Source organism: Treponema sp., assembly GCF_051883275.1.
GTDB lineage: Bacteria > Spirochaetota > Spirochaetia > Treponematales > Treponemataceae > Treponema_D.
On the sequence record NZ_JBJETK010000013.1, the window covers coordinates 1 to 14,363 of the forward strand.

Annotated in this window: 15 protein-coding genes and 1 rRNA gene; 2 read left to right on the forward strand and 14 right to left on the reverse strand. The window is 41.3% G+C overall.

Annotated features, from left to right (window positions below):
• Positions 1-68: 68 nt before the first annotated feature.
• The 9 genes from ACI4L0_RS01050 to rrf all read right to left on the reverse strand — a co-directional run bounded on the left by ACI4L0_RS01050 (position 69) and on the right by rrf (position 4,726).
• Positions 69-392 carry a hypothetical protein gene (locus ACI4L0_RS01050; RefSeq protein ID WP_439798321.1) on the reverse strand — a complete coding sequence of 108 codons (324 nt, stop codon included), beginning with the start codon at positions 390-392 and terminating at the stop codon, positions 69-71.
• Complete coding sequence (locus ACI4L0_RS01055; RefSeq protein ID WP_439798322.1) at positions 389-730, reverse strand: hypothetical protein; 342 nt, start codon at positions 728-730, stop codon at positions 389-391. Before ACI4L0_RS01055 ends, ACI4L0_RS01050 begins: the two co-directional genes overlap by 4 nt.
• A gap of 32 nt (positions 731-762) precedes the next feature.
• A complete protein-coding gene (locus tag ACI4L0_RS01060; RefSeq protein ID WP_439798323.1) occupies positions 763-909 on the reverse strand; it encodes a hypothetical protein in 147 nt (48 codons plus the stop codon).
• Positions 910-1,037: 128 nt separating this feature from the next.
• Positions 1,038-1,703 carry a hypothetical protein gene (locus ACI4L0_RS01065; RefSeq protein WP_439798324.1) on the reverse strand — a complete coding sequence of 222 codons (666 nt, stop codon included), beginning with the start codon at positions 1,701-1,703 and terminating at the stop codon, positions 1,038-1,040.
• 219 nt (positions 1,704-1,922) lie between these two features.
• Positions 1,923-2,114: a hypothetical protein gene (locus tag ACI4L0_RS01070; protein WP_439798325.1), complete on the reverse strand. Its 192-nt coding sequence runs from the start codon at positions 2,112-2,114 to the stop codon at positions 1,923-1,925.
• Entirely contained in the window at positions 2,111-2,260 is a 150-nt protein-coding gene (locus ACI4L0_RS01075) for a hypothetical protein (RefSeq protein WP_439798326.1), read from the reverse strand. Before ACI4L0_RS01075 ends, ACI4L0_RS01070 begins: the two co-directional genes overlap by 4 nt.
• Positions 2,257-3,396, reverse strand: a complete 1,140-nt coding sequence (locus ACI4L0_RS01080; protein WP_439798327.1) for a hypothetical protein — start codon at positions 3,394-3,396, stop codon at positions 2,257-2,259. Before ACI4L0_RS01080 ends, ACI4L0_RS01075 begins: the two co-directional genes overlap by 4 nt.
• Positions 3,397-3,440: 44 nt before the next feature.
• Entirely contained in the window at positions 3,441-4,214 is a 774-nt protein-coding gene (locus ACI4L0_RS01085) for a ParA family protein (RefSeq protein WP_439798328.1), read from the reverse strand.
• 403 nt (positions 4,215-4,617) lie between these two features.
• A 5S ribosomal RNA gene (rrf, locus tag ACI4L0_RS01090) occupies positions 4,618-4,726 on the reverse strand.
• Between the two features lie 440 nt (positions 4,727-5,166).
• Here rrf and ACI4L0_RS01095 point away from each other — a divergent pair.
• Positions 5,167-6,777, forward strand: a complete 1,611-nt coding sequence (locus ACI4L0_RS01095) for a DEAD/DEAH box helicase (RefSeq protein WP_439798329.1) — start codon at positions 5,167-5,169, stop codon at positions 6,775-6,777.
• Between the two features lie 80 nt (positions 6,778-6,857).
• Positions 6,858-8,498: an ABC-F family ATP-binding cassette domain-containing protein gene (locus ACI4L0_RS01100; protein WP_439798330.1), complete on the forward strand. Its 1,641-nt coding sequence runs from the start codon at positions 6,858-6,860 to the stop codon at positions 8,496-8,498.
• Between the two features lie 81 nt (positions 8,499-8,579).
• Here ACI4L0_RS01100 and ACI4L0_RS01105 read toward each other — a convergent pair whose 3' ends face one another.
• Genes ACI4L0_RS01105 through uppS form a run of 5 tightly spaced genes read right to left on the reverse strand, consistent with a single transcriptional unit; the run spans position 8,580 to position 14,359 of the window.
• Complete coding sequence (locus ACI4L0_RS01105; protein ID WP_439798331.1) at positions 8,580-10,538, reverse strand: hypothetical protein; 1,959 nt, start codon at positions 10,536-10,538, stop codon at positions 8,580-8,582.
• Positions 10,535-11,659, reverse strand: a complete 1,125-nt coding sequence (locus ACI4L0_RS01110; protein ID WP_439798332.1) for a M50 family metallopeptidase — start codon at positions 11,657-11,659, stop codon at positions 10,535-10,537. Before ACI4L0_RS01110 ends, ACI4L0_RS01105 begins: the two co-directional genes overlap by 4 nt.
• Positions 11,656-12,771 carry a 1-deoxy-D-xylulose-5-phosphate reductoisomerase gene (gene dxr, locus ACI4L0_RS01115; protein ID WP_439798333.1) on the reverse strand — a complete coding sequence of 372 codons (1,116 nt, stop codon included), beginning with the start codon at positions 12,769-12,771 and terminating at the stop codon, positions 11,656-11,658. Before dxr ends, ACI4L0_RS01110 begins: the two co-directional genes overlap by 4 nt.
• Entirely contained in the window at positions 12,771-13,652 is an 882-nt protein-coding gene (locus tag ACI4L0_RS01120) for a phosphatidate cytidylyltransferase (RefSeq protein WP_439798334.1), read from the reverse strand. Before ACI4L0_RS01120 ends, dxr begins: the two co-directional genes overlap by 1 nt.
• A complete protein-coding gene (uppS, locus tag ACI4L0_RS01125; protein WP_439798335.1) occupies positions 13,649-14,359 on the reverse strand; it encodes a polyprenyl diphosphate synthase in 711 nt (236 codons plus the stop codon). Before uppS ends, ACI4L0_RS01120 begins: the two co-directional genes overlap by 4 nt.
• Between the last annotated feature and the right edge of the window lie 4 nt (positions 14,360-14,363).

Here is a 14,363-nt window from a genome sequence, read left to right on the forward strand (position 1 = left end):
TGCTACAAATAAATAGCTTAGAAAGTCACCTTGTTCGTTGACTTTTTATGGGAGTGTCGATATGTAGTTCATGGCCGCTCACTTTCTACTTCTGCATTCTTTACAAGACTTTCAATGACTTTCTTTAACGACTGCTCTGTTTTTTCCTCGTGCCGTATTTTTGCTATGAAACAGAGACAGGCATAGGTTTCTTTTGGGGAAAGAACTGCTGAAAAACAGGATTGCTGGTTCTCATCTGATTCTTCCAGTGAAAAAGAAAAGTCTTTTGATTTGAGAATTTTCATTGCTTCCGCAGAAAATTTTTCATCTGAATAAAGACGGAATTCCGCTCCGCATGAGGTTTCAAAGGCGGTTCTGCATTTGCCGTAAAGATTTCTTTCAATTTCTGTCATTCTGAATTCTCCTTGCTTGAAATCTCTTTAACATCAAGAATTGTCGAATAGATTGTTATTCTTGTTGCTGTGCTGCTTACATATTTAACGCTTCTCATGTCTGTAGGCTCATCAACCTGCACAATGGTTATCTCTGTATTTTCTTTCCTGAAAGAGACAGTATTTCTTTTTAGATAGTCATGGCTTTTGTACAGGCAGTTTCTGACATTCCATACTATGTATTCTTCCGAATCAGTTTTTATGATATATCTGCTGTCCCAGTCCGTTGCTTTGACTGTTTTGACGTTGTCGTATTTTCCATATTTCACTGGCACTGAACCGCATGAGAAAAATGACATTGAAATTAGAAAAAACAAGAATGTTAGATCAATTATTTGTACTGCAATAGATTATCTCCTTTTGTAGCTATAAGTGAGATATTGAGAATAATAAAAAGAACTGTAAGAGCAGATTTTGTGGCGATAAAAATTACGGCTCTTTTTGTTGTTTTATCAGGAAGTCTTTTTATTTCTTTCATTCTTTGCTCTCCTACATTACGCTCAGTTTTTCTGAAACTATTTCCAGCCGCTCTTTAAGCAGTTGAATTGTTTTTTCCAGCCGTGCTTTTTCTTTTGTGAGCTTTTCATACGGTGATGAGCTTCTGTCTTACTTTATGGAAACAGAAGCCTGGTTTATTGTTTTACCTTTTTTCAGTCCATTTATTATGTTTTGCCGAGTATGTGAATTCTTTACTTTGAGAACAGTTTCCATCTCATCTTGACCGAAGTTTTCTTCGATGTTTTTGGTTTTAAGGCATTTTTCTGCCGTATTCTTGGATATGTTCAGGTCGTGCGAAAGAATGTCCTCAAATCTGATGCTTTCTTCCTGGGATTTCTCATGTATTTCTGAAAGAATCTTTCCGAGCTTCTTTTTTAGGTTTACGATTTCACGGTCAATTTCCTTTGCTTCTTCAATTAAAACAGACAAATCCTTGGAGCGTTCTCTCGTATAGATTTTTGCTTCAACAGCTTTTTCCAGAAGGTCATCGAATTTTGCCCAGAATTCCGTTGTGTGGCTTTTACCACCATTCTTCACTTCAATACCGAGCTTTTTTTGCTTACAGTTTATAAGGTGATGTGTATATTCGTGGATTGCCGTGTATATAAGCTCATTTTCTGTGGTGAAATTCTTGTTGTGAAGAAAAATTTCAAACGTAGCAGGTCTGTACAGCCCATTCACTTTTTTAGAAGCTTTTCCTGTCTGTGTAACCGAGAAGTCTATGTCTGCTTTTTCAAGGGAAAGAAGAACCTCTTTTATTTTTTCGTTTGTCATTTGCTAGTTTCCTGATTCATCTTGTCTTTGACTTTCATCTTTTTCATTCTGCATTCTCTCGATTTCCTCCAAGTCTAATCCGTTATTGTTTATGATAATCTGAGGCATTTACCGACTCCTGCTTTTTATAAACTTGATTATCTCAGAAATGAGGTCCTTATGTATAATCCGACCGAACTGTAATTATGATTGCAATAAGCAGCTCGATTGTTTCAAGAATCATTTTTTTGCCTCCTCAAACAGGATAAGCTGTTTTTCTTTTTGCATTGCCTCTCTTTTGGCGATGATGTCGTCAACGTTTTTCTCAAGCTCCTTTGACTTTTCAAGAGATTTCTGTGAGCGAGTACGGAAATAACATTTCTGCGCCGCCCTCATCTCGGCGACAATATCTGCAAACTGCCCTGCGGTCATTTTTTATTAACCTCGCTTGTCTTATCGCTCTGGCAACTGTTTTCCAGATAAAATTCTGTAACCTCGTATCTTTCTTTTGCCTCTACAAACAGAACTTGATAAAATACTAGAAGAATTTCTTTTATTGAATTGAAAGCTTTAATCATTTGTTCTCCTCTCCAAAGGCATCATCAAAATCAGAAATATCCGACTCATCATTTTCTGAATCAGAATGTTCTTTTTCCTGTTTCTGCCCATCATCCAGATTGAAAGCCCTGTAAATTCTTGCCACAGAGAAATCGTCAAAATGTATGTCATTACGGATTTCCTCTGCAGATTTTCCGCTCTCAATTTCTGAAAGAATGAAGTCATAGATTTCGTAAGCAAGGGCGCTGCCTTTTTTCAGTCCGGCTTCGTAAGCCGCTTTTCGTTCCTTTGTCCTCTCGGAATCTTCTTCCGGGGAAAGCCTGTATGACGGTCGCTCTATTCCGTCTGAATGGTTGAAGTTCAGTCCTGCAGGAGTACCCTCGTTCGTGGAGAGGGATTCGGAAATATCATCATCGGAAGGTTTCTTCTTAGACGCTTTTCGGGATTTCTTCTCAGCCTTGATTTCCTTGCAGATGTCCTTTACCGTTGCCTCGCCTGATTCAATCCTTTCTCGCTGCTCATCGGTCGCCTCTTCGTCAACGGTTTCTTGATTGATAATCTCATTGTAAATCTGGTTCGGGGAGGCCTCTCCTTTTTCAATTCTCTCGATTTGCTCGTCGCTAGCCCGGCTGTTCACTTTGTTTGCGCGCTCTACTGTTTTTTCCGACAGCCCAAGCTCTTTTCCAACTGCCTCGTTCTTGTTTCCCTCAAGGCTCTGGATATATTCGCTTCCCATAAGCTCCTGTATGTTTTTCAGGAGATCGATTCCGTTAAGGTTTCTTCTGTCGGTCTGAAGATGAAGAGCGTAGCGGTGCGCCTCCTCGAAACTTTCAAAAGTGTGCTTGAAGTAAGGAACCATTTTTATTCCTGCCATTCTGGATGCTGCGACCCTTGTGTAGCCGTCTATCAGATAATTATGCTCCGTTCCGTTTTCATCCCTTGTAACCCATATATGCACCGGCTGGCTTGAGTCGAAGCTGTTCTTTGCCATGTCTGCCGCAATCCGGTCAAGCAATGTCTTGTCTATGGAGAAAAGGCTCTTGAACTTTTCATGCTCCTCGATTTTCTCAATCAGAATGTTTTCGGAAAGCTTTAGTCCGTTGTTTGCGAATGGAAGGTTTCCGCCTGCGGTTATTATGTTGAGCTTTTTTGCCATATTTTTATCCTGCCTCTCTGTAACGAAGAACCGACACGTGTCGGTCAGAATTTATCCACCTCATTGCTGTTTTCAGCAAGCATGCTCACGAGCTTGTTTATTTCGGTTGCGAGCCGTCTTGCGCCGACAAGCTTGCTTGTTGTGCTGATTTTTTCATCAGTCTGCACATATTTGTCCGCGGCGGATGTCTGCGGAATATGGACATCAAGAATATTTTGAAACTCGCTTTCAAAGACTTGAACAAACTGCGACTGAGTTGAGGTTGCGAAGCTTGCAAGCTTTTCCTGCCAGTGGGAATACAGCAGGTACCATTTCCCAGCCTGCTGCGGACAGTCGTCATAAATTTGCCTCTGGAGGAATTTTGTTGTCGTCAGGTTGAAGGATGTGAATTCAAGCGGCGTAAGAATTATGTCCGCGGCGATAAGGGCGTTGATGACGATGTTGTCATAAGTCGGAGCTGTGTCAATCACAACATAGTCATATCCGTTCTCGCGGAGAGTTTTCTGAAGCTCGTTGTAGCCGATTCCTCTCAGCTTGTATATATTCAGGTGGCTCGGAATTATGTCGATGTTTTCAAGCCGGGATTTTATCGCATAGTTCTTTACATTGTTGTGGCTTAGAGCCTCGAAGACATTGCAGCTTTCAATTGTTTCTGCGATGTTCTCAATCCCTGATGTAAAGTACATTGTGCCTGAGTTGTTCGGGTCGAGGTCGAAGTAAAGAACCTTGAAGCCCCTTGCGGCCAGGTTTGTCGCTGTCAGAATTGAGTCTGTCGTTTTTCCGACGCCGCCTTTCATGCTTGAGTACGTGATTACCATATTATTTCCTTCCGTTGAAATTCTTCCGGAAGTCCAGCTGTTTTCTGCCCGCCCAAAAGTTTATTAGCTGTCCTTCCGAAAGAGAAGATTTTCTAGGCAAAAGCCTAAGCCCAACTCCGGGGTTTGAACCCGAGAAATTCCCGCTGAATGAGATGGGCAAAAAAAAACAAGAAAACAACCTGAATCTGCCTGAAAGAGGGTGTCTTCTTGTTCAAAATTGAGAAAAAGATATAAAAGCAAGCAGATTCCAAGACAAAGCCGCGCTTCACAATGGAAATGCCGCTTAAATATCTTGTTTCAACTTGATATTACAATCTACCTAAAAGAAATTTTGATATGTTATTGAATAAGATAATCTGGATTTGTAATTCGTTATAAAAAACAAATTTTATTTAAAATAAAAATACGGCAACTTCCTACTTTCCCGCGTTAGCAGTATCATCGGCGTAGAAGAGCTTGACTTCCGTGTTCGGGATGGGAACGGGTATTACCTCTTCACTTTGGTTACCGTGATTAAGAATATATATTTTCTAAAAAAAAATGTCAATCCCTTTTAATAATTTTTTTTTAGAAATAATTAAGAATTTCGCTTCGGAAGGGCAAGATTGTTTTTGTCGTTTTTATGATGCAGAACTTTTCCGAATGAAAAAGAGTTTCATCTGCATTGAATGGAACTTGCGGCGGCTGTTGGTTCAATTATTGATACTATCTGAAAAAACTTGTATACTAAAGAAATATAAGCGGCGCGCTGGATAATCCGATGGGATTATTCAATGATAGCCATGATTCTGCTGTTTTGCGGTATTTCAAAAATGCAAAAAAATGGAAGCGCAGATAATCGCAAAGAGGTAATCCGCGTTTTCTTAAACATAAATCAGAATAAATAAAGAGGCCTTAAAAAAAATGACTTTTTCGGGGCAGCTCTAAACTGTAAAAATTTAGGATTATTGAGATGAAATTTAGTGAATTTTCTTTGCACGAAAACCTTGCAAGTGGTATTGAGGGCGCAGGGTATGTGGATTGTACTCCGGTTCAGGAGCAGGTTTTGAATTCTTCCCTTGAAGGAAGAGATTTATATGTTCAGTCCCAGACGGGAACAGGAAAAACAGCTGCGTATTTGATAAGCGTTATACAGGAACTTTTGGTTCGCGCCGATGCTGCTGAAAAAAAAGCGCTCATTATGGTTCCAACAAGAGAGCTTGCCGTTCAGGTTCAGGAGGAAGCCCAGAAGCTTTCAAAATTCACATCATTGAAATGCGCAAGCTTTTACGGCGGCGTGGGATATGACAAGCAGGTTGCTTCCCTGAAAAACGGTGTGGATATTATGATTGGAACGCCGGGACGTGTGATAGACTTGAACCAGGGAAACCAGATGGATTTGAGCAATGTGGCTTTCCTTGTGATAGACGAAGCTGACAGGATGTTTGACATGGGATTTTATCCTGATTTGCGGACTCTTATAAAGGTTCTTCCGGCAAGCGGGCAGAGGCAGACAATGCTTTTCAGCGCAACACTGAATTCCTATGTAAAGAATCTTGCCTGGGAATATACAAGAAATCCTGCGGAAATCACAATCGCGGCGGAACATATAACAGTGGACGAAATTGCACAGGAGCTTTTCCATGTTTCAAGCAGTGATAAAATGCGGCTTCTGCTCGGCATAATTTCGCGTGAAAAACCTGAAAGCCTGATTATTTTCTGCAATACAAAGAAAAACTGCGAGATTGTCGCAAAAAGGCTCAGGCACAATGAAATTGAAAGTGAATTTATAATTGGCGATTTGCCACAGAAAAAACGTCTTGCGATAATGGATAAATTCAAGGCAGGAAAAATAAAGTGCCTTGTTGCCACGGATGTTGCCGCCAGGGGAATTGATGTGAATGATCTCGCAATGGTTATAAACTATGATCTTCCTAATGAAGCGGAAAATTATGTGCACCGGATAGGGCGAACCGCGCGCGCCGGAAAGACTGGAAAGGCCTTTACTTTTTGCAGTGAGCAGGATGTTTATTCGCTTCCTCCTATTGAACGCTACATAGAAAAATCCATACCGAGCTGTGTTGCGGATGAATCGCTTCTGGCGGAAGATAAGAGCGCAGGCATCTATATAAAGCTTGATTCTTTCCATGAAGATTATAATGACAAAAGTGAATTCGGAAGGAAGCGGGCAGGCGAGTACAGCAGGCGGAATTCTTCCCATGGAAAAAAGCAGCCCGCAAGAGGAAACGGACGTTATTCACGGCGCAATGAAGAGGCAGGAAAAGCATATAAGCGTGACAGGCGTGTTTATATTGATGAAGAAAAGCTTGCTTCAATGTCCACAGATGAGCGCATGAAGCTTTACAGGGAAAAATATTCATCATTGGCATCTTCTGGCAGCTATAAAAAAACACATTCACGTTCAGAAAAGGAAAAATCCAGAAAATACAGCGAAGAACTTCCACGCCAGAACAGAGCGCAGCCGCATGGCAACAAAGCTTATTCTGAAAAATCCTCTGAGCGCAGAAAATCTGAAAAGAAAAATGTTTTTGCAAAGATAAGAGCTTTCTTTGGAAAAAAATAGCTAAAAATTCCGTTTGAAAATTAAGAGAGCCTTGGAATTTCAGTTTTTCAAGGTGGCTCTAAAAATATTTGGAGAAAAAATTGATTACAGTAACAGATGTTAGCTTGAAATTCAGTGAAAAGCCTTTGTTCAAGGATGTGAACATAAAATTCATGAAGGGAAACTGCTACGGAATTATCGGAGCAAACGGAGCAGGAAAATCAACCTTCCTGAAAATTCTCTCCGGCGAAATTGAGCATGATACAGGGACGATTACTGTCACTCCCGGCGAGCGAATGTCTGTTTTGAGCCAGGACCATTTTAAGTTTGACAGCTATTCCGTAAAGGAAACGGTCAAGATGGGCTACCCGAAATTGTATCAGCTTGAAAAGGACATCGATGCCATTTATGCCAAGGAGGATTTTTCTGATGAGGACGGAATGAAGGCTGCTGAAATGCAGGCTGAATTTGGGGAGCTTGGCGGCTACGAGGCTGAAAATCAGATTGAGCAGATGCTTTCCGGGCTTGGGCTTGATGAGGAATTTCATGATAAAATGATGAGCGAGCTGGATGAAAGCCAAAAGGTTCGTGTTCTTTTAGCCCAGTCGCTTTTTGGAAATCCTGACTATCTTATTCTTGACGAGCCTACAAACGGTCTTGATCTTGAGTCGATTATCTGGCTGGAGGAATTTCTTCTTGAATTCGAAAACTGTGTAATTGTCGTAAGCCATGACAGGCACTTTTTGAATGCTGTCTGCACTTTTACATGCGATATCGACTACGGAAAAATCACTCAGTTCACGGGAAACTATGATTTCTGGTATCAGATGAGCCAGATTCTCCAGAAGCAGGCGAAGGATCAGCAGAAAAAGCGGGAAGACAAGATGGCTGATCTCAAGCAGTTTATCCAGCGTTTTGCAAGCAATGTTTCAAAGGCTGGACAGGCTTCGAGCCGCAAGAAGATGCTTGAAAAAATGGAGCTTGAGGATATTCCGGTTACAAGCAGAAAGTTCCCTTATGTAGGGTTCCAGCCGGAAAGGGAAATCGGCAATTTTGTTCTGACTGCGGAAAAGCTTTGCTCAAAGGACGACGAAGGCAATGTTCTGCTCGATAATTTCAGCCTTACAATTCATCCCGGTGAAAAAGTTGCTTTTGTCGGCATGGAGCATAATTCCATCACATCTTTTTTTGATATTGTTTCAGGCAAAAACACACCGGAAAGCGGCACTTATACCTGGGGGCAGACGACGAGCCACAGCTATATGCGGCGCGACAATTCTTCATATTTTGACAATGAGCTTAATATCACAGATTGGCTTAAGCAGTATTCACCTGAGCAGGATGATGCTTATGTGCGCGGATTTCTGGGGCGAATGCTTTTTTCCGGAGATGACGGTCTGAAAAAAGTGAAGGTTCTTTCCGGCGGTGAAAAAGTCCGGTGTATGCTTTCTAAAATGATGCTCAGCGGCGCAAACGTCCTTATTCTGGATGACCCAACAAATCATCTGGACTTGGAGTCTATAGAGAGCCTGAACGAGGGGCTTGTGAAATTTCCGGGCGTTGTGCTTTTTTCAAGCCATGACCATGAATTTATTTCCACCATCGCAAACAGGATTGTCGAAATTACACCAAAAGGTATAATTGACCGCATGATGAATTTTGACGATTATCTGAAGGATGAGCAGGTCAAGCAGCTTAGAAAGGAATTCTACGCCGGTCTGAACAAAAAAATCAGAATTTAAAACTGCCTCTGAAAGTTTTCTGTTTTCAGAGGTATGCCTCACTGACGCTGTCCGCGCAGGCGGACAGTCTATGGCAGCTTCCTAGAATTCTATCCAATCGCCGTCGGTTGTAAGATACCAGTCTGCAAGAAGATTCTGCGAGTTTGGCTCATACCATGAAATGCTTCCATTGTAATTCAGAACTGCAAGCCTGCTTTTTGTGCCCGCTGATTTCATCGGCATTGAGGCGGAGCGGTGGAATGTCGTTGTTTTTTTAGCCAGAATGCTGTATGCGCGTATTTGGTTTTTACCGATATTTGTGAAAATAAATGGATATGAAATTTCCGCAAATGCAGTTGTATCTTCCGCCTGAAGCGTGAACAGTGAAGTTTTAATTCCCGATTTTGGGCTATATGAAAAAACTTCGGTTTTTGAAGATCCGTTTTCAGAGTTTATTGAAATTCCATAAATTGTCTGGTTTTCATTTGAATTGCTGTTGTCGCAGCTCAGGGAAAAAGCGACATCGCCGGTGAATTTCAACGGAACTGTTTCTTTTGTTTCAATATTCACGGAGACCATAGCGGAGTCTCCCTTTCCTGTGGCTGTTTTTGCAACTATGACATGGCTGCTGCTGAGCATAACGGCATCCTGCACAGAAGTTCCGGTGTACAGTGTGGAATTTTCCCCGGTGGCTATGTCGTACATTCCAACAATGGATGTTCCAAGTATATAGATTATTTTATCTTTAAAGACTCGGAGATTTCTGATTTGCGCGGACGGGGTGAAAAGCTGTCTGGAATTTTCGCTTCCGTCAACAGATACAAGCTGAACCTGCCGGCTTGCATTTTTTGTCCAGAGCACAAGCCCGTCAGCGTGTTTTGAAATGTTTGTCTGCGAAAAGCTCGATGTTATTCTTGTCATGACTTTTGTGTCATAGGAAGTTTTATACAGAGAATTCCTGGTCAGGATATAAAAAAACTGCCCGTCAGAATCAATGTCGTAAACCTTCTGGTACATATTTTCTGTTACCGAGGAAATTGTATACAGCTCAGATTCCGGTATATCAGTCATTGAATAGATATTTCCGGCTTGTGTTCCAATCAAAACTGTTCCCGAGTTTTTTGCAGCGCAAGTAAAGGTATCTCTGTTTTTTAGCCCTGTGAAATTCTTTATAATGAGAGGGCGCGCCGGAGTTTTTTCGGAGAGCTGGATTTTTAAATCCTGCTGCCGGATAAGATTCAGCGAGAAGTTTTTTCCGCTGTCTGCGATATAATAAAGCCCCTGTTTTTCCTCGTTGCTGTTTTTGTACACAAAAAGAATAGGGCTTCCGGCCTGGTAGGTGGCAAGTGTTTTTCCCGAAGTTGCATCGAGCACATATATGCTGTTGTTTTTTTCTCCGGCAATGAATCTGTTCTTTACATTTCCTGTTCCGAAGAGAACTGTTTGATTCAGGGAAGCCGGAGCTGAAAACTGAGCCTTCACTTTCATTTTCAGCAAGTCATAGTAATATATCGTGCCTGACTTTGAGTACATTATTGCGGTTTTTTCCGAGTCGCCTGTAAGAATGAGCGGCACAATTCCTGAAACATCTGTTGCTTTCTTTATAACAGTTCCTGTGGTCGCATTCAAAATGAATGTTCCGTTGACAGCTGTGGTTCCTGCAAAAAGATATTTTCCCCTGGAGGAAAATGAAATGGAAACTATGGAATTTGCAAATTTTTTTGAAAACTTTTTTGTGTATGTTTTTTCGTCCAGAACAGTCAGCCTGTGATTTGAAATTCCGTCTGTTTCATATACTGCGATGTCGCCTGACACTGGATTTTTTGCCACGAGCCGGACTTGCAGCTCTGAAACTTGGTAATGTTCTCCCATTCCATCTGAAGTCCATTTTATAATGAAGCCGTCATTTCCCGCGGAATAAAATGATTCCTGCGCGGAAAACGAAGAGTCAGGCGAAAATAAAAAATTTACTTTTCCCTCATGGGACTGCGTGGAATCTATTGTCTGTGAAAAAATTCCAAGCGGAGCAAGGAGAAAAAAAATAATAAAAAGATGTTTCATTGGAATCCTCTGTTTTTTATGAAATACATTATATCGCTTGCCATGGAAAAAGCAAAAAGCAGCAGTATAAGAAAAACTCCTGCGGCCTGGATAAAATACAGGAATTTCGGATTCATTTTTTTGCGCAGGGCAAATTCAATAAAGGCAAAAAGAATGAGGCCGCCGTCTAAAACAGGAACAGGAAGCATGTTTGTCATAAACAGTGATATGCTTATGAGCGCAAGAAATTCCAGTGTTGAAACAATGCCTTCCTTGAATCCGGCTGAAAATCCGCTTGCTATTGTTGTGCCCAAAATCGATGTTATTCTTGCAGGCCCTGACACCGCGTTTGTAAGCTCAACGCCTTTGAACATGATTTTTATGCTTTTTCCTGTCAGCACGATAATCTGAATGCATTTTGAAAAGCCTTCCCTGCATGCGCCGAAAAAACTGTGGCTTGGATAGCTCCGGACGGCAACAGAATCCGGCATTGAAACAATTCCTATTTTCCCGGCGCCGGTTTCCTTGTCCAGGTCAGTTTTTACATTGAAAAAAAGTATTTCGCCTTCGCGCTCAGCTTCAACCTGTATGATTTCGTCAGGGCGGCAGGAAACAAAAGCTGCAATTTCGCTGAAGTCATTTACTGTGTTTCCATTCAGGCTTAGAATTTTATCGCCGGTTTTCATTCCAGCGATATGAGCCTGAGATACCATGCCGGGGTATTGCTCGTCCGCCATTATAACTGTAGTTCCTGCGCTGTAGTATGTGTAGCCCATGAGCGCAACTGAAAAAAAAGCCAGAAATGCAAACAGAAAATTCGCAAACGGTCCTGCAAAAGAAATTGCAAGCCTTTTCAATGGCGATATTCCATAAAATGAATCCTTTTCGCCGGGAATTTCCTTGAGTTTTTTTTCCATTGCCTCCTGAAAATCCTTTTCGCCTTTCATTGCGCAGTAGCCGCCGAGCGGAATAAGTGAAATCCTGTAATCTGTTCCTTTCCATTCCCGGTGAAACAGAATCGGCCCCATTCCTATTGAAAAAGCTTCAACCTTCACTCCAAAAATTCTGGCTGCTGTAAAATGCCCTAGCTCATGAAAAAAAACAAGGAAACTCAGTCCCAGAATTCCCCAGATAAATATCAATGAATTCCTCCTGGCAGCATTGAAAGCTGGCGCTCTGCCTCAAGCCGGGCCTTTCTGTCAGCCTCAAGAATTTCGTCAATCGAAGCCGCCTGAAAACTCCAGTCAAGAGAAAGTGTGCTGATTACAATTCTGGAAATATCCATAAATCCGCACTTTTTGTCAAGAAATGCCTGGACTGCTGCCTCGTTTGCTGCGTTGAAGGCTATTGTATAGCTTGCTCCTTTTTTTGCGCAATCAAAGGCTGTTTTTAAAAGCGGAAATGAACTGAAGCGGGGAGGCGAAAATGTCATTTCTCCGCAGGCGGAAAGGTCAAATTTTTCAAGATAATTCTGCGAATTTTCAGGCCATGCCAGCGCGCCAAAAATGGGATGCCGCATATCGGGATTTGAAATCTGGGCATAAAGTATTCCGTCCTTTGTTCTTACCAGTGAATGGATAAGGCTCTGTGGATGCACAACAACACTCACATGTTCCGGCGGAAAATCAAACAGCCTGCATGCTTCTATGACTTCAAGTCCCTTGTTTGCAAGAGTTGCGCTGTCTATCGTGATTTTTTGCCCCATAGACCAAGTAGGGTGCTTTAGCGCATCTTCCACGGAAACTTTTTCAAGCTCGTCATCTGAAAGAGTCCTGAAAGGGCCGCCGCTTGCTGTGATTATAAGCTCGCTTATATTTTCTATTCCGATTTTTTCTGTCAGATTGAATATTGCAGAATGTTCGCTGTCCACAGGAATTATATTTGCATTGTGTTTTTTTGCAGTTTCCTTTACAAGAACCCATGCCATTACAACAGTCTCTTTGTTCGCAAGCGCTAAATCGATTCCGCTTTCCAATACAAAAATAGAGGGCTTTAGTCCTGCTGCGCCTGCTATTCCGTTTACCGCTATGTCAGCCCCTGAATTTTTTATGAGAGCCTCAAGCCCTTCTATTCCGTCCCTTGAAAAAACTGTTCCCGGACAGTTGAATTCACTGCACAATTCAGCGACTTTTTCTTCATTGCTGCCGGCGGAAAGTCCGCACACTTCAAACCGGCTGTCCATTTTGCGGATAATGTCAAGAGTCTGCCGCCCGATTGAGCCAGTGCAGCCTAAAACAAGAATTTTCTTTTTCATCAGTTAAAAGGTCCGAATAATATTGAAACTAAAAGGTAGAAAACCGGCGATGAGATAACTATTGAGTCAATGGAATCAAGAATTCCTCCGCGGCCGGGAACAATAGTGCCCGAATCCTTTATATCAGAGGAACGCTTGAATACAGATTCTGTCAAGTCACCTACTATTGCTGACAATGCAATGCAGAGACCTGTAAAAACCATCTTGAAAATTGAACCGCAGAAAATTTCCGGCCATAAAAAATACCCGGCGATTCCTGCTGCCACAGAGCCCAAAAAACCGCCTAAAAATCCAACTATGCTTTTATTTGGGCTCGCCTTTACTATTCCGCGGTTGCTTTTTCCAAAAAGAATTCCCAGAAACCAAGCCATACTGTCGCACATAAAGACCATCATAATGAATACACATGCAACAGGAACAGTTATGTTTCTGCCATTAAGAGCCCATGTTGTCATCCGGGAAATAAAGCTGAGCAGAAAACCTGTGTATGTTATTATGAATATAGAAGCTGAAATTCTGATGTTGGAATTTCCGAAGTCCTTTGCTGTTAAAATTTCCAGTAAAAATAAAGCGATTATGGCAATGACATAGGTGAATGTTATAATTTCCTGACCGCTATAGAAATTTACGCCAAATGACGGCAGAATTGCATAAAGCGCGGCAACAAATGGAATAAAAACGCTTAATGTAATTATAAATTTTCTATTCAGCAAACTGTATTTTGTTGAAAAAATTGTATAAAGCTCATTTGCTCCAAGCGCAGAAATTGTACAGACTAAAATGTGCAGCAAAAGATGATTAAAAAAAGGAACTGCAATAAACAATATTACAAGAGGAATTCCAATGAAAAAAACCAAAAGCCGGGAAATTACTTTGCTCATACGGGAACTGCTCCAAATTTTCTAGTTCTTTTTTGAAACTCCCCGATGTCCTTAAAAAATTCTTCCTTAAAATAATCTGGCCAAAGTGTGTCGGTAAAAAGAAGCTCGGCATAAGCTGAATGCCACATAAGAAAATTGCTTAATCTTTTTTCACCGCCGGTTCTTATAAGCAAATCTACGTCAGGAAGTTCTGGAACATCAAAACTTTTTGAAATAGATTCCTCTGTTATCTCAGAGGCGGAAATTCCGCTTTCAATGAGTTTTTTTACACCCCGGACAATTTCATCGCGTCCACCGTAATTTATTGCCAGGCAAATTGTAAGCCCTGTGAGGTTTTCAGTGTCCTTTTCTATTTTGGAAATGTCTTTTTTTACATTTTCAGGAAGTCTTTCTTTGTCGCCAAGCATCCTGACTCTTACATTGTTATATTTGCAAAAATCAAATTCTTTTAAAAGATAGGAATGAATAAGCCCCATCAGAAAACCGACTTCTTCCTCTGTTCTTTTCCAGTTTTCTGTTGAAAAAACATAAAAAGTTAGAAATTTCAGACCAATATCAGATGCTGCCTTTGCAATTTCCTTTGCTCTTTTCAAGCCTTCTGTATGACCGTTTGTTCTGAGTAAATTTCTTTTTTTTGCCCAACGACCATTGCCGTCCATAATTATTCCTACATGAACCGGCAATGCGTTTTTATCAAATAATTCCATGGAA

Coding starts and splice junctions, on each gene's coding strand:
- ACI4L0_RS01050 (WP_439798321.1), bottom strand. CDS start 392: ATGACAGAAATTGAAAGAAATCTTTACGGCAAATGCAGAACCGCCTTT.
- ACI4L0_RS01065 (WP_439798324.1), bottom strand. CDS start 1,703: ATGACAAACGAAAAAATAAAAGAGGTTCTTCTTTCCCTTGAAAAAGCA.
- uppS (WP_439798335.1), bottom strand. CDS start 14,359: ATGGAATTATTTGATAAAAACGCATTGCCGGTTCATGTAGGAATAATT.
- dxr (WP_439798333.1), bottom strand. CDS start 12,771: ATGAAAAAGAAAATTCTTGTTTTAGGCTGCACTGGCTCAATCGGGCGG.
- ACI4L0_RS01120 (WP_439798334.1), bottom strand. CDS start 13,652: ATGAGCAAAGTAATTTCCCGGCTTTTGGTTTTTTTCATTGGAATTCCT.
- ACI4L0_RS01070 (WP_439798325.1), bottom strand. CDS start 2,114: ATGACCGCAGGGCAGTTTGCAGATATTGTCGCCGAGATGAGGGCGGCG.
- ACI4L0_RS01080 (WP_439798327.1), bottom strand. CDS start 3,396: ATGGCAAAAAAGCTCAACATAATAACCGCAGGCGGAAACCTTCCATTC.
- ACI4L0_RS01055 (WP_439798322.1), bottom strand. CDS start 730: ATGTCATTTTTCTCATGCGGTTCAGTGCCAGTGAAATATGGAAAATAC.
- ACI4L0_RS01060 (WP_439798323.1), bottom strand. CDS start 909: ATGAAAGAAATAAAAAGACTTCCTGATAAAACAACAAAAAGAGCCGTA.
- ACI4L0_RS01075 (WP_439798326.1), bottom strand. CDS start 2,260: ATGATTAAAGCTTTCAATTCAATAAAAGAAATTCTTCTAGTATTTTAT.
- ACI4L0_RS01105 (WP_439798331.1), bottom strand. CDS start 10,538: ATGAAACATCTTTTTATTATTTTTTTTCTCCTTGCTCCGCTTGGAATT.
- ACI4L0_RS01085 (WP_439798328.1), bottom strand. CDS start 4,214: ATGGTAATCACGTACTCAAGCATGAAAGGCGGCGTCGGAAAAACGACA.
- ACI4L0_RS01095 (WP_439798329.1), top strand. CDS start 5,167: ATGAAATTTAGTGAATTTTCTTTGCACGAAAACCTTGCAAGTGGTATT.